General features: G+C 54.0%; 14 protein-coding genes. 10 read left to right on the forward strand and 4 right to left on the reverse strand.

Annotated elements, in window-relative coordinates; translation table 11 throughout:
* Positions 1-88 precede the first annotated feature (88 nt).
* The 4 genes from BST81_RS00620 to BST81_RS00635 all read left to right on the forward strand — a co-directional run bounded on the left by BST81_RS00620 (position 89) and on the right by BST81_RS00635 (position 2,526).
* Entirely contained in the window at positions 89-946 is an 858-nt protein-coding gene (locus tag BST81_RS00620; protein ID WP_075596605.1) for a hypothetical protein, read from the forward strand.
* Positions 947-1,378: 432 nt separating this feature from the next.
* Complete coding sequence (locus BST81_RS00625; protein WP_075596606.1) at positions 1,379-1,771, forward strand: hypothetical protein; 393 nt, start codon at positions 1,379-1,381, stop codon at positions 1,769-1,771.
* Between the two features lie 62 nt (positions 1,772-1,833).
* Entirely contained in the window at positions 1,834-2,022 is a 189-nt protein-coding gene (locus BST81_RS00630; protein ID WP_075596607.1) for a YqaE/Pmp3 family membrane protein, read from the forward strand.
* Positions 2,023-2,124: 102 nt separating this feature from the next.
* On the forward strand, positions 2,125-2,526 hold the full coding sequence (locus BST81_RS00635; RefSeq protein ID WP_075596608.1) for a phage holin family protein: 402 nt from the start codon (positions 2,125-2,127) through the stop codon (positions 2,524-2,526).
* Between the two features lie 156 nt (positions 2,527-2,682).
* Here BST81_RS00635 and BST81_RS00640 read toward each other — a convergent pair whose 3' ends face one another.
* Positions 2,683-4,356, reverse strand: a complete 1,674-nt coding sequence (locus BST81_RS00640) for a B12-binding domain-containing radical SAM protein (RefSeq protein ID WP_083636530.1) — start codon at positions 4,354-4,356, stop codon at positions 2,683-2,685.
* A 116-nt stretch (positions 4,357-4,472) separates the two neighbouring features.
* On the opposite strand from BST81_RS00640, the gene BST81_RS00645 reads away from it, so the two are divergent.
* Positions 4,473-4,748, forward strand: a complete 276-nt coding sequence (locus BST81_RS00645; protein WP_075596609.1) for a hypothetical protein — start codon at positions 4,473-4,475, stop codon at positions 4,746-4,748.
* A 45-nt stretch (positions 4,749-4,793) separates the two neighbouring features.
* Positions 4,794-5,357 carry a Uma2 family endonuclease gene (locus BST81_RS00650; protein ID WP_075596610.1) on the forward strand — a complete coding sequence of 188 codons (564 nt, stop codon included), beginning with the start codon at positions 4,794-4,796 and terminating at the stop codon, positions 5,355-5,357.
* A 34-nt stretch (positions 5,358-5,391) separates the two neighbouring features.
* Here BST81_RS00650 and BST81_RS00655 read toward each other — a convergent pair whose 3' ends face one another.
* Complete coding sequence (locus tag BST81_RS00655) at positions 5,392-6,006, reverse strand: Uma2 family endonuclease (RefSeq protein WP_075596611.1); 615 nt, start codon at positions 6,004-6,006, stop codon at positions 5,392-5,394.
* Positions 6,007-6,194: 188 nt separating this feature from the next.
* Here BST81_RS00655 and BST81_RS00660 point away from each other — a divergent pair, with 188 nt between their 5' ends.
* The 4 genes from BST81_RS00660 (at position 6,195) to BST81_RS00675 (ending at position 12,886) form a co-directional block, all read left to right on the forward strand.
* Complete coding sequence (locus BST81_RS00660) at positions 6,195-7,823, forward strand: cyclic peptide export ABC transporter (RefSeq protein WP_075596612.1); 1,629 nt, start codon at positions 6,195-6,197, stop codon at positions 7,821-7,823.
* A gap of 11 nt (positions 7,824-7,834) precedes the next feature.
* A complete protein-coding gene (gene asnB, locus BST81_RS00665) occupies positions 7,835-9,772 on the forward strand; it encodes an asparagine synthase (glutamine-hydrolyzing) (RefSeq protein ID WP_075596613.1) in 1,938 nt (645 codons plus the stop codon).
* A complete protein-coding gene (locus tag BST81_RS27270; RefSeq protein ID WP_075596614.1) occupies positions 9,769-11,025 on the forward strand; it encodes a glycosyltransferase in 1,257 nt (418 codons plus the stop codon). Before asnB ends, BST81_RS27270 begins: the two co-directional genes overlap by 4 nt.
* Before the next feature lie 115 nt (positions 11,026-11,140).
* Complete coding sequence (locus BST81_RS00675; protein ID WP_075596615.1) at positions 11,141-12,886, forward strand: diflavin flavoprotein; 1,746 nt, start codon at positions 11,141-11,143, stop codon at positions 12,884-12,886.
* An 8-nt stretch (positions 12,887-12,894) separates the two neighbouring features.
* Here the strand turns inward: BST81_RS00675 and BST81_RS00680 are convergent, their stop codons facing one another.
* A complete protein-coding gene (locus tag BST81_RS00680) occupies positions 12,895-13,440 on the reverse strand; it encodes a phycobiliprotein lyase (protein ID WP_075596616.1) in 546 nt (181 codons plus the stop codon).
* A gap of 206 nt (positions 13,441-13,646) precedes the next feature.
* Positions 13,647-14,603: a PhoH family protein gene (locus BST81_RS00685; RefSeq protein ID WP_075596617.1), complete on the reverse strand. Its 957-nt coding sequence runs from the start codon at positions 14,601-14,603 to the stop codon at positions 13,647-13,649.
* Positions 14,604-14,714: the final 111 nt, after the last annotated feature.

A 14,714-nucleotide genomic window follows, 5' to 3' on the forward strand; every position in this document is an offset into this window, starting at 1 on the left:
ATTCATCCTATTAGATGAGGAAATAAGGGCTCAAATCGGCTGCGGATTGGGTCTACTTCCTCATCTGATGTTTATTGGATGAAGTCCTATGCAGAGCTCCTGGTGGTTTAAACCTAGTTTATTGCCGATCGCATTGATGGGCCTTCTCTCAGCCCGTCCGATCGGCCTAGCCGCAACCCAGGGCAACCCTACCAATCTCCCGACCCGGCCTCCCTTAACCTCATCTATAGCCCGCAAGGTTCTTCCCAGACCGACTACCCTACCCCAGGGGACGCAAAAGAAAATTCTCCAGAAAATTGCTCAGGATTTAGCAATTCCGATCGATCAGCTTAAACTGACCGCTGCCCGATCTGCGGTATGGGATGGATGTCTAGGGGTGGCTGGGCCAATGCAGGCCTGCACCAAGATTGCCATTTCTGGCTGGCAGGTAATTATCGCGGGCCCCCAACAGTACTGGGTTTACCACACGGACCAGAATGGGTCTCGGATTAAACAGAATCCCACCACCAGTGGCAAAGGCAGAATTGTTCCTACTTTCTGGACGTTCAATCCCCGTTCATTCAGCACGGATATCAGTGACAATGTGGTGTTTCAATCCATCACCACAGGGGGGATTGCAGGGGTCAGTTACAAGACCATCTTGCTGCAAAATGGGCAGGTACTGCGATCGGACCTGCGGGGAAATACGATGACGCCGCCCCAGGTGGTTCGCAAACTGTCACCGCAGCAGGTACAAATTTTTGTCCAAGCTCTGCAACAACATGAGCTGGGGGACTTTCTGGGGTTCAACTACCCGGCAGTGCAGGGGTCGGCGGATTATTTCACGGTGACGCTGATGGTTCCCTACGGACGTAAGGGGGTTCAGTATGCTGATATTATTCAGAACCAGCTTCCTGTTAGGTTGCAGCAGGTGATTCAGACCTGGGAGATGATCAGCAGTCCATAAAGACGCGATTAATCGCGTCTCCCCAGGCTGGCTACTGTGTACCCATAATCCCCTCCTGGGAGGGGTAGGGGTGGGTTCAACCCTTCTGCTCCCGTTCCTAGACCCACCCCGGCCCTGCAGGCCACCCCTCCCGAGAGGGGATTTCACGCGAGTCTGCTGACTTGAGCCAAGCTTTTCAGAGATCTGTATACGCGGTAGCCCCAGGCTGGAGGGTGTCCACGACAAAAGTGTGGGTTTTCCCTACCGCAGTTTCCCGGAGTGATCTGGCAGGATCAGGGTGGGATGGAGAGGAGGAGCAAGAACACTTCTATTCCGCCCTATCTCCCAAAAAGCTATCTCAGAAGCGGCTGATGGTTGCAGTGTGATCATCCAGGACGCAGATTTGAGGTTGGCTTTGCTCTGAAATCTGGAGTCCTGTCGAGAGGAGCAACTATGGCTGAACCGATTAACAATGGCAGTCCCACTGACTCGGAACCGGTCAAGGTGACTGCAAGCGCACGGCTTGATCGCATCCGCAAGATTATTCAAGCGGCTGCAGTCCAGACGATCGTGGAGTTCAAAGCGGGTTCTGAAGATTTTCGCACGATCGCAGTAGAGACGCTGCGCCAACCCTATCAGGCTCTGCGGCAGCGTCTGCAGTCCCTGAATCTCTGGTATGACAACCTTGCAGCTCAGGCTCAGTCCCAGGAGGTTACCCATCTGGAACAGAAGCAGGCAGAGTTGGAGAGCAAGGTCGGTGATGTGGGTGCTGCTGTGGCCCAGCAGGAACAACGTATCCGCCAACGGGTAAAACAATTTCTGCAAGTTGTTGCAGCCCGACTCTAACGGTTTCAGGTTTTTGGTTTCCCATCATTTTTCATCATTTAGCCCTGTGAGGTATTTCTGATATGCAAGTCATTCGCATTATTGCTGCTATTCTGCTGCCCCCCCTCGGCATTTTTCTCACCTACGGATTAGGACCGACCCTGCTGGTTAACATTTTGCTGACCCTGTTGGGTTGGGTACCCGGAATTATCCATGCCCTCTGGGCGATCGCCAAGCATGAAGAAGTTGCCAAACGGCAAGAAACCGCCTGATACCAGAACAATACTGGCCACCGAGGTCCTGCTATCCCCTTCGGACTATCGTTCAGGACCCAGGCTCCAACCCAAATTCCAACGTAAGCAAGGAGAACCAAAATGCTCGGATTCTTTCTCACGACTCTGATTACGGCCCTCAGCCTGCTGATTGTTGACCTGGTTGTTCCAGGAGTTGATATTGCCACATTTGCCGCTGCCTTACTGGCTGCCGTCTCCATTGGATTTGTGAACGGAACGATCAGGCCAGTCCTGTTTATTCTGTCGTTGCCGATTAACCTGCTTACCCTGGGGGCCTTTACCCTGGTCCTGAACGGGGTGTGTTTCTGGCTGGCTTCCCTGCTGGTGCCTGGTTTTGCAGTCCATGGGATCATCGGCTTCATTCTGGGACCGATCGTGCTTTCCCTGGGCAGCACCTTCCTGAGCAAATACTTTGCTGAGCGGGGCACGGGTCAGGGATTGGCTGGCAGCTCCACCGGGGTCACCCTGGAAGCCGAGAAGTAGTAAAACTCGTGGAAYGACTTAGGAATGAGAATTAAATAACACCGATAAACTTCTGCTTGCCCTCACCCCCCTGCCCCCTCTCCCGSCGGGAGAGGGGGAGGGGTTGGGGGTTGGGGGTGAGGGCTGAAAATCTCGGAGTTATTAAATCCACGATCCTTAGAGAACAGAGGCTTCGATTTCAGTGGGCCGCTTTTCCCGTAATTTCTGAGAGTAGAACGAAGCTGATTCTTCACCTCGATGGCATTCCTTGGCAAACTCAATCAGGTGATGCCCTACCAGACCCACATGGATCAGGCTTTCGATATCCCCCCGTTTCAAGGCGGGTTTGGCCATGCTCCAGAAGGTTTTGCGGTAACTGCCAAAAATTCCGACCCGGAGCAGAATATTCCCCATAATTGTCAGCCCTTTGCGGATATTCTCGCCAGAAGTCCGGGCTGGGCTGTTGGGAACGGCGATCCGATTCGGGTAAGTATGCTCCATCTGGTAGGCAAAGCGCTGATAGAGGAATTCCGGCTCATAGGCGGTGGTGATGCAGCGTCGCCACATGTCCACCACCTGATGGTAGGGCAGGAGAAACTCCACGTTCGATTCCCGGCCTGCTCCAGAATTTAACCGCCCTTCCTGTTCTAATCTCCGCCACAGGGGAGTCTTGGGCAGGGCATGCAGCAGGTTAATCGTCAGCATCGGAATCTGGGACAGGCGAATAAAGTCCAGGATGCGATCGCCCGTCTCTGGCGTATCCGTATCCAACCCCAGAATAATGCCCGACACCACTTCCATACCGTAGCTGTTCAAGCGCTGAATCCCTTCCAGGATCGGCAGACTCAAATTGTGGTCTTTGGAGATGGATTTGAGGGCATCGGTTTCGGGGGTTTCAATGCCACAGAACACGGTACAGAAGTAGGCTTCCCGCATCATCTCCAGTAGTTTCGGGCTCTGGGCCAGGTTCAGGGTGGCCTCACAGGCAAACTGCACCGGATAGCCATTTGCCTTCTGCCAGTTGATCAGGTGGGGCAGAAGTTCGGAAACGGCCCGTCGATCGCCGACAAAGTTGTCATCTACAAAGTACACGGCTCCTGGATTGCCCGACTCCAGCATGGCATCTAGTTCCCGCAGCACCTGTTCGGGAGTCTTCAATCTGGGGTCCCGGCCATACAGTTCGGGAATATCGCAGAACTCACAGCGGTAGGGGCAACCACTGGAAAACTGGACATTGGCCAGAAAGTACTGCCCCAGATCCAGCTTGTCATAGGCTGGGGTGGGAAACTCTCGCAGGGGCAGCCGTTCCTTGGTCTCGAAGCGGATCTGCTGTTCTGGCCGCTGGCCATTCAGATCGATGTACTCGATCATGCGATCGGTGGCGTCTCCCAGTTCCCCCAGGTGCAGGAGATCGAAGTCTGGGTAATATTCGGGGCAACCGGAGACGGAAGGACCACCGACGATCGTCAGCTTGCCGCAGCAGTGGGCCTTTTCGTTGATCTCATTGATTTGGGGCCGCTGAATGTGCATGCCGCTGACAATCACCGCATCTGCCCATTGGTAGTCAGAGGGGGCTGCTGGTTTAATGTTCTCGTCTATAAAGCGCACCTCCCACTCTTTGGGCAAGTACGCGGCCACAATCAGAATGCCCTGAGGGGGCATGAAGGCCCGCACATGGGCCATCAAGGGATAGGCGTAGTGGAAGGTGCCGAAAGATTTGCTGTACTTGGGGAAGACGCAGAGTATCCGCCGATGATGGCGGGGCTGGTAGTGAACTCTGCCGATCGTGCTTTCTGGAACCGGTTGAATAAACTCCTGATCCTTCACCTTACCGTTGAGTACTGCCGTCATCTTGCCTCACACCAGGGGTTTTTGATCAGGGTATCACTGCTCTGCCGGTCACTCAAGCTATCTAAAGATGTATGATACTAATGTTCTGTATTTGCTGCGCTAATAGAGGCTAGAACGTGCAAACCGTTTCAACAGAGAAAGCCACACTTTACGATCTGGAGCAACGCTTTGGCTTGTTACAGGTGGAGGATGAAGGCTTTTTTCGGGAATGGCAGACGGATCTGCAACCACTATCGGAAACCGAACAACAGCGCCTCGAGCGGGTGCGTCTGGCCTATGAAAACCTGGCCCGCCGATCGCTGCTGGAAAATACGGTCAAGTTGAATGAGGGTGATCTGGGGGTTGTGCTGCAAGTGATGAAGCGGCTGGCCGGTTTGGTAGGAGCAGCTTAGGGCAGAGGAGCAGATCTGGATGTTATAGCCAGAGGGAAGGAGAGAATGGGGACTATCTTGAACTTAGCGCCAATTACGACCCTGACACGGCAGCAATTTTATCAGTTATGTCTGGCAAATCCGGATGTGCCCATGGAACGATCGCCCACGGGAGACTTAATTATCATGACCCCCATAGGTGGAGAGGGTAGCAATCAGGAAGCGCATTTGATCCTCAAAGTTGGAATCTGGAATGAAGGCACTGGATTGGGGATGGTGTTTAGCTCTCAGACGGTGTTTAGTTTACCAGGAGGGGGCGATCGTTCACCGGATGTTGCCTGGGTCCGGTTGGAGCGCTGGCAGAAGTTGGGCCAGGAGGACCGGGAAGGATTTCCACCGATCTGCCCCGATTTTGTGATTGAGTTGCGCTCTCGCAGCGATCGTCTAAAGCCATTGCAGGACAAGATGCGGGAATACCTTGCCTGTGGGTTGCAGTTGGGCTGGTTGATCAATCGGCAGGATCAGCGGGTAGAAATTTATCGGGCAGGACAGGCTGTAGAGGTGGTGGCGATGCCAATCTCCCTTTCCGGGGAGGCAGTGTTGCCAGGGTTTGTGCTAGAGGTACGTTGAAGCTCCGCCAGAGATAGAACAGCGATCGCTCCCGTTAACCTGCAGCGGCAAATACGGCATCAGTGGTCAAATTCAAATTTGGAAACATGCCAGAAATCAAGGCGTCTCCAGTCACAAATCGCCGCATTTGATACTCATTATCCTCAAGCTGGCAGATTGTAATCGTCGGTTGTTTCGGGTTACCCACATGGCGTACCGCACCCAAAGCCCGAAAATCAACCAGCCAATATTCGGCAATGCCCATGGCCTCGTATTCCACCAGCTTATGACCATAATCATCCCGCCAGTTGGTGCTGACGACCTCAATCACCAGGGGAACAGTTGCGCCATTCTGAATGACCGAAGCCTTTGGCCAGAGGGGTTCCTGCTGCAATAACTCCCGATTCAGCACCACCACGTCTGGCACATAGCCCGATCCTTCTGCCTGGGGTTTGATTAGGCAGGTTCGAGGAATTGAATAGGGCAACTGGTTGCGCCGAATTTCGAGGTTTAGTTCTGCGGCCAGAAATCCACCGACATCTTCATGAGGTCCTGTGGGTACCATTTCAACCACAACCCCCTCAATCAGTTCATAGCGGCGGCCATTGTCGGGATACCACTCTAAAAAGTCGTTAAAACTCAGCGGGTGTCCCACCTGTGGTTGAACCATAATGGCTCCTCCTCACGTTTTACGCCTCTCTAGGATTGTGAATCAAATTCGGAATCAATTCCTGTTCTTCAATAATTCTGATAAAGCAAGCCTAACAAACGACCTGGTCGCAGGGTGAGCCAGGGCGATCGCCGATCGATCTCAGGAAAATGAGGATTGCAGAACACCAGGGTCTACAATGAATCCTCATGAAATTGCTTACTTTTCTTTTACAGTCCTCTGGGATGACGGTGGTGATCGCCCTCATCACTGGATTTATTAGTGGTGGCAGCACAGCCGGTCTGATTGCCCTGATCAGCCACGCCCTGAATCAGCGAGGGGTAATAGCGATGCCTACCCTGGCCTGGGCCTTTATCGGGTTGGCGATCGTGTCTCTGGTCACCAGCATCGTCTCCCAGTTGATGTTGATTCGCCTCTCCCAAAATGCGATTTTCCAATTGCGATTGCGCCTGAGCCGGCAAATTCTGGGTGCTGAACTGAGCCAGTTGGAAGTGTTGAAAACCCCTCGGCTGCTGGCGACGCTCACTGAGGATGTGCAGGCTGTTTCCGATGCGGTTTTTGCGATTCCCTTTCTCTGTATCGACCTGGCGATCGTCCTGGGATCTCTGATCTATATCACCCTGCTGTCCTGGACGGTGTTGCTGCTGGTCTGTGGGTTTATGCTGGTGGCAATTGGCAGTTGTCAGGTGCTGATCGATCGGGGGAGCCGTAAACTGGCCCTGGCCAGGGACGATCAGGATCACCTGTTTGCTCATCTGCGGACAGTCACCGATGGGGTGAAGGAACTGAAGCTGAACTACCAGCGGCGGCAGTCCTTTCTGACGGAAGACCTGGAAACCACAGCCGCTATCTATCGGCAGCACAATATTCTGGGATTGACCTACTTTGCCGGAACTGCCAGTTGGGGCAGACTGCTGTTCTTTTTTGCGGCTGGATTCGTCCTGTTCGCCTTACCCAATCTGGTCCAGGTGGCCTCCCCCACGATCTCCAGCTATATCCTGACCTTCACTTTTCTGATGCTGCCCATGGATAACCTGGTGAATCGATTGCCGATTCTCAGTAAAGCTGGGATTTCCCTCCGTAAAATTGAGTCCCTGGGCCTGTCTCTGGAGAGTCGAGCCGAGGTCACGGTTCCACCACCTGCCGTCAAGGCCGACTGGCAAAACCTGTCGCTGAAAGGGGTTACCCACACCTATCATCGAGAGCTAGAGGACCGGGAATTTACCCTGGGACCGATCGACCTGACTTTCCATCCAGGTGAGTTGGTCTTCATTGTTGGGGGCAATGGCAGTGGTAAGTCTACCCTGGCAAAGCTGATCACCGGATTATATTCCCCCGATGTCGGAGAAATTTACCTGGACGATCAGCAGATTACGACCGAGAACCGCGAGTGGTATCGCCAGCATTTTTCGGTGGTGTTTTCGGATTTCTACCTGTTCGATCGGCTGATGGGCATCGATCATCCCGGTCTGGATACCCAGGCCCAGCGGTATCTGGAAAAATTACAACTGAATCAAAAAGTTGAAATTGCCCAGGGTCGTTTCTCTACCACTGCTCTCTCCCAGGGACAGCGCAAACGTCTGACCTTGCTGACCGCTTACCTGGAGGATCGCCCGATCTACCTGTTTGACGAATGGGCCGCTGATCAGGACCCGGCCTTCAAAGAAATCTTCTATACCCAGTTCCTCCAGGAATTGCGCAATCGAGGTAAGACCGTGCTGGTGATCAGCCATGACGATCAGTACTTCAAAGTCGGCGATCGGGTGATCAAACTCAACTACGGCCAAATCGAGCTAACCTATGCTCAGTGCCCATAGAGGAGTTGCCCATGTGTGGAATTACTGGTTTTTGGGACTTCTCCCGATCGCACCCCGATGAATGGCTGGGCAATGTCACCCGGCAGATGGCTGCTACTTTGATCCACCGGGGACCGGATGGCAGCGGCCTGTGGACCGATGCCGCCACGGGCATCGCCCTGGGCCATCGCCGACTGGCGATCGTTGATCTGTCCCCAGAAGGCCATCAGCCCATGCGATCGGCCCACGATCGCTATGTCATGGTTTTCAATGGCGAGATCTATAACTTTCTGGACCTGCGGCAACAGTTGAAATCTCTGGGACACCCGTTTCGGGGCCACTCAGACACGGAGGTGATGCTGGCCAGTTTCAGCCAGTGGGGGGTAGAAGGGTCACTCCAAAAATTTATTGGCATGTTTGCCTTCGCCCTCTGGGATCGGCAGGAACATCAACTTTATCTGGGCCGCGATCGTCTGGGGGAAAAGCCTCTTTATTATGGCTGGATCGGCCACACCTTTTTGTTCGCCTCCGAGTTGAAAGCCTTAAAAGCTCACCCAGATTGGCAGGGGGAAATCGATCGCAATGCCCTGGCCCTGTTTCTGCGCCACAACTATATTCCGGCTCCCTACTGCATTTACCAGGGGATGCACAAGCTGTTGCCAGGAACGCTGCTTACTCTGAGTAGTCCATCATCGGCAGTGGCTCCGGTGTCTTACTGGTCGGTGCGAGACTGCGTGACTACTGGGCTGGCTCACCCCTTTGGAGGGAATGACTCAGAGGCCATTACTGAACTGGACAGTCTGCTGCGCCATGCGGTCAGCCAACAGATGGTGGCGGATGTGCCGCTGGGGGCTTTTCTCTCAGGGGGCATCGATTCCTCAACGATCGTGGCCCTGATGCAGGCCCAGAGCGGTCAGCCAGTGAAGACGTTTACGATCGGCTTTCGGGAAGCGACCTATAACGAAGCCGACCATGCCAAGGCTGTGGCGCAGCATCTGGGCTGTGATCATGCGGAACTCTATGTCACCCCGGCAGAGAGTATTGGGGTGATTCCAAAATTACCTGTTTTGTACGACGAACCCTTTGCCGATGCTTCCCAGATTCCTACCTTTCTGGTCGCTCAATTGGCAAGGCAGCAGGTGACGGTCAGCCTGTCTGGGGATGGGGGCGATGAGATCTTCGGAGGCTATGCCCAATACTTCTGGGGCGATCGGATCTGGCGGGTGATTCGTCGCATCCCCTATCCCTTGCGACATCTAATAGCCCGTGTTCTCAGAGCCCTGCCTCCCGATCGCTGGAATGCCCTGTTTTCTGCCCTGCACCTGCCTTCTCCCTATTTCTCGCCCGGTGATAATGTGTATCGGCTGGCAGCGGCTCTTTCGACTCCAGAGGCGATCGGTCTTTACCTGCATCTACTGTCCCAGTGGCAGGACCCGGCCACTCTGGTCATTGGTGGGATGGAACCGACGACCCTCTACAATTCGGTGACAAACTGGCCAAAGATGGGGCAGGTGTTCCCGGCCATGATGTATGCGGACCAGATGATTGAACTGCCAGATGACATTCTGGTTAAGGTAGACCGGGCCACCATGGGGGTCAGTCTGGAGGCCCGTGCCCCATTGCTGGATCATCGGGTGATTGAGCTGGCTTGGAAGCTACCAATGGCGATGAAAGTTCGGCAAAATCGAGGCAAATGGCTGTTGCGTCAGGTTCTCTACCGCTATGTCCCACCGGCTTTGATCGATCGGCCTAAAATGGGGTTCAGTGTTCCCGTGGGGCGGTGGTTGCGCCAGGGAGACTTGCGAGACTGGGCCGAGGCCCAACTCAGCGAGCAGCGATTGCACCAGGAAGGCTTTCTCTGCCCCCAAAGAGTACGCCAGAAATGGACCGAACATCTGGCCGGAACCTACAACTGGAAATCCCATCTGTGGAATGTGTTGATGTTTCAGGCATGGCTGGAGGCCCAATGACACACCCATTATCGGTTGGGGTCGTGGTGGATCTGGAATGGGGTTCCCATGCGGGTGGCCATGTCAAATGCTGGGAACGCTTTGCCGAGGCTGCTGTGGCCTGTGGGGATGGGGTTGACCTGACGGTTTACTATCTGGGAGTCAAAGCTACGACGGTGACGATCGCCCCCCATGTGCGCTATCAGATCCTGCCCCCAGTTCTGGGGACGAACCGAATTCCCTTCCTGCAGGAGCGATCTCGGGATACGGATCTGGCTCCCTTCAATCCCCGCCTAGCTCAGCTACTGCGCCGTCACCAGGTTCTGCATTTCACCAGTGCCTTCACCAGTTCCCGCACGGCCCATCGAGTTGCCCACAGATACCACATCCCCCTGATCAGTTCCATCCACACTGACCTCCCTACATTTACCCGAATTTATTCCCAGGAGATTATTGGCCGCTTTGTGGGGCAGGGCTGGCTTTATGGCCTACTGTTCGATCGACTGCATCTGCAAAACTGGCTGGCGGAGGATATGCGCCGTCAGTGGCGCAGACTGCTGCGGGATTGTGATCGGGTGCTGGTGTCCCAGCCAGAGGACCGAGAACTCTTGCAGGGATTATTGTCCGAAGATCGTCTCTCTTCCTTACGACGAGGCATTGACAAGGAACGGTTCCATCCCAAACATCGCGATCGCGATCGGCTGCAGGCCACCTTTGGGATTCCGTCAGAGATGCCTGTCCTGTTGTTTGTGGGCCGGGTGGATGACAGCAAAAAAGTGATGACCCTGGCTGAATCTGCCCAAGCCTTGTGGCAGGCCGGTCAGCCCCTGCAGGTTCTGGTGGTGGGAGAAGGCTCAGCCGGAGAGCGAGTCCGCCGGGTTTTGGGACCGCAGGTTACGCTTCCAGGCAATCTGCCCCAGACGGAATTGAGCTGGATCTATGCCAGTGCTGATCTATTTGTCTTTCCCTCGGAAAGTGAAGTTTCTCCCAATGTCGTTCTGGAGGCCAGAGCCTCTGGTTTGCCCGTCTTTGTCTCTGCCAGGGATGGGGGAGCCCAGTTTGTTCGACAACCGGATATAGATGGTGTTCTAGTGCGGGAATCCAGTCCAGAAGCCTGGGCTCAGGCTCTCCTGCCGTTCCTGGTAGACCCCCAAAAACGGCTGGCCATGGGACGGGAAGCCCGTCGGGCACTGGAAATCTACTGGCCGTCCTGGGAAGATGTTTTCCGAGAAGATCTGTTAGCTGTGTGGCAATCTGTGAATCCCGATCGCTAAACCGTTCCCCCTTATCCGACAATAGGAAATTATGCCCTTTGCTTGGGCTATCCCATGCGCCCTAATCCCAAAATCGACGATTCTGCCATATTTCCCAATTAAATTAATCCGACCTATGCAACAGACCAAACCCAGGGATGTTCAGGTTTATCCGATCGCGCCCGATACGACTGCTTTAAGATCTCGCAGTTGGAACCGTCTCCGCTTTGAAATTGAGTATGCCCTGGAGCGGGGCACAACTGCCAATTCTTATGTGATTCGGGGGGATAAAACGGCGTTAATTGACCCTCCTGGCGAAAGCTTCACCGAAATTTACCTGACCGAGTTGCAGAAACGCTTCGATCCCAAGCAACTGGATTATGTCATCCTGGGTCATGTCAATCCGAATCGGGCTGTGACACTGAAAGCCCTGCTGGAACTGGCAGATGTCACTTTTATCTGCTCGAATCCAGCGGCGATCGCTCTCCGCAACGCCCTGCCCGACTATGAATTGAAGCTTCTGGTGATGCGGGGAGATGAGACCCTGGATCTGGGGCAGGGGCACCTCTTAAAGTTCATTCCTGTGCCTACCCCCCGCTGGCCTGATGGCCTTTGCACCTACGACCCCCAGACCCAGATTCTGTTTTCAGACAAGTTCTTTGGCTGTCATGTCTGTGGCGATCAGGTGTTTGATGAAGGCTGGTCTATTCTGCGGGAAGACCGACGCTACTACTATGATTGCCTCATGGCTCCCCATGCTCGTCAGGTGGAGTCTGCCCTGGACAAAATTGCCGCACTTATCGTTGCCCAAATGGGGCAAGAAATTGACAACCCTTCCGCTCTGGTCTTTGCACCCAACCATGGGTCTCTGGTTCGGTACGGGTTGATCGAGCTGTTTCAGTCCTACCAGAAGTGGAGCCAGCAGCAACGGGGGCAAGAGTTGTCTGTCGCTCTGATCTATGCCTCGGCTTACGGGAATACGGCGACGCTGGCCCAGGCGATCGCCCGGGGCATCACAAAGGCTGGGGTTGCTGTGGAATCTATCAACTGTGAAATTACCCCGGCTGATGAGATTCAGACGGCGCTGGAAAATTGTGCTGGTTTCATTATGGGTTCCCCGACCCTGGGTGGGCATGCTCCTACCCCTGTGCAAACAGCTCTGGGCATCGTGCTATCTACTGCGGCTAAAAGTAAGCCAGCCGGTGTGTTTGGCTCCTTTGGCTGGAGTGGAGAAGCGATCGACTTGATCGAAGGCAAACTGCGGGATGCAGGGTATAGCTTGGGGTTTGAAACGATCAGGGTCAAATTCAAGCCGACGGATGTCACGCTCAAACTTTGTGAAGAAGCGGGAACGGACTTTGCCCAGGCCCTGAAGAAGGCCAAAAAAGTACGGGAACCCCGGCAACCCGCCAGCAGTGTGGAACAGGCGATCGGTCGAGTAGTGGGTTCCCTCTGTGTGGTTACGGCAAAACAGGGGGATGTTTCCAGTGCCATGCTGGCCTCCTGGGTGTCCCAGGCGACTTTTAACCCTCCTGGTTTGACGATCGCAGTAGCGAAAGACCGGGCGATCGAGTCCCTGATGTATTCGGGTAGCAACTTCGTGCTGAACATCCTGGCAGAGGGAAATCATCTGGGCTTGATGAAGCATTTCCTGAAACCTTTCCAGCCTGCCGAAGATCGCTTTGCCGGTGTTGTGGTTGAACAGACTGCTGATCATCTCCCAATTCTGCAGGAAGCTCTAGCTTATCTGCACTGTCGGGTTGAAAGCCGGATGGAGTGCGGTGATCACTGGCTGGTTTATGCCACCCTTGACAGTGGTAAAGTGCTCCAGCCTGCTGGGGTCACGGCTGTCCATCACCGCAAGTCGGGTACCCACTACTGATCGGGCCTCTAGGCCTGGGGGACTCGCTTTTCCAGGTACTGGCCGATCATCTGCTGTTCTCCAGCTCTGGAGATGATGGTCTGACGAGTGCGGTACTGGTGTCCGATCAGTTTCAACTCTTCTTCGAAGACAGAGCCATCATATTCAGTCCGGAGGCAAAGGGTTTGGGGGTTGGGGAAGCCATAGTCTGCAGTCACAGGCTTCAGGGTTGCAAAGCCTCGATCGCGATACAGTATGCCCCCTCTGGCCCCAAATACTGTGGACCCCCTGGATTTCTTCCGACCGGATGCAGCGTCCTTACTTTCCCAGGTCACCATCGTCCCACAAATCAGGGAGATGCTGTCAGGGAGCTCATGCAATTGGGCCAGTTGCATCAGTTCCTGGCTGCCCTGCTCCAGAAATTGGCTGGTGATGAAGGTGACCAGCTCCTGAGTCTCGCCATCTGGAAGGGTGTAATATCGTCGCTCCGATCGCCAATCTCCTTCCGATTTCCGGAAGAATTCGATAATCAGCGATTCGTCTGTGGTTTGAGCATTTCGCAGCAATAACGTCACAACTTCGGTCCTCACAGAAAATTGAGGTAATCATAACGGCACAAAAGTAAAGTTTATCGAAATAAATCTTTACATCTCTTTCATTCTAATCCATGAATTCTGATTTTGCCCTCCATCAGGAGGGTTATCCTGGAAGCAAAAACTGGGATATTTGTCCTCTCAGGATCGCCTGCTAGATTCTTTATTTGTCAGGGGATCTAGATAATTTAGGGGGTGTCCTGATGCTCATACGCCGCTACAATTCGTTGCACTAGCGGATGACGAACGACATCAACCTGGGTCAGATTGCAGAAGGCGATGCCTTCAACATGGTGCAGAATTTTCTGAGCCACTGCCAAACCAGAAGATTGTTGAGGGGCCAGATCAGTCTGGGTCAGGTCGCCCGTCACCACCATGCGAGAACGGAAGCCCAGGCGAGTCAGAAGCATTTTCATTTGGGCTGGCGTTGTATTTTGAGCCTCATCCAGGATAATGAAGGCGTTATTTAGGGTCCGCCCCCGCATATAGGCGATCGGGGCCACCTCGATCACCCCTCGTTCCATCAAACTGGCGATTTTTTCCGGCTCAATAAATTCGTACAGGGCATCATAGAGGGGGCGCAGGTAAGGATTGACCTTCTGTTGCAAGTCGCCGGGCAAGAACCCCAACTTCTCACCGGCTTCAACCGCCGGACGGGTGAGAATCAGACGCTCGTATTGATTCGCCAGAAATGCCTGTACGGCCAGGACAGCAGCCAGGAAAGTTTTTCCTGTTCCAGCAGGCCCGATGCAAAAAGTAAGGTCATGGGTTTGGACCGCCTTAATATATTGTCGCTGGCGGAAGGTTTTGGCCCGAATCTCTTCTCCCCGCCGATTTCGGGCCAGAATATCGCGCTGCAGGCTCTGTAAGTCATCCTGACGTTGTGTGTCCAGGGCCTGACGAGCCGTTAAGATGTCAGCTCGATCGATCGGCTTTCCCTGACTCCAGAGAGAATCCAGGGATTTGACCAACTGCCTACAAAGAGCAATCTGATCCGCTTCTCCGGAGATGAACAGCTCCTGGCCTCGAAGAACCACCACAGCCCCTGTTTGCCGACTGAGAACCTTAAGATTCTCTTCCTGATAACCTGCCAGGACGATCGCGCTTTGGGAATTGGGTAATGGAATGGAAACGGTTTGGGGCATTCAGATAAAATGTGTGACCAATCTGATTCTGTCATGCTATCTCTCCAGTTGTCTAATCTGCCATCTGGATGTTGTAGAGAGAGGTTACAGGGAGAGATAGCATGAAACAGC

Origin of the sequence: Leptolyngbya sp. 'hensonii', assembly GCF_001939115.1 — a bacterium.
In the GTDB taxonomy this organism is placed as follows: Bacteria; Cyanobacteriota; Cyanobacteriia.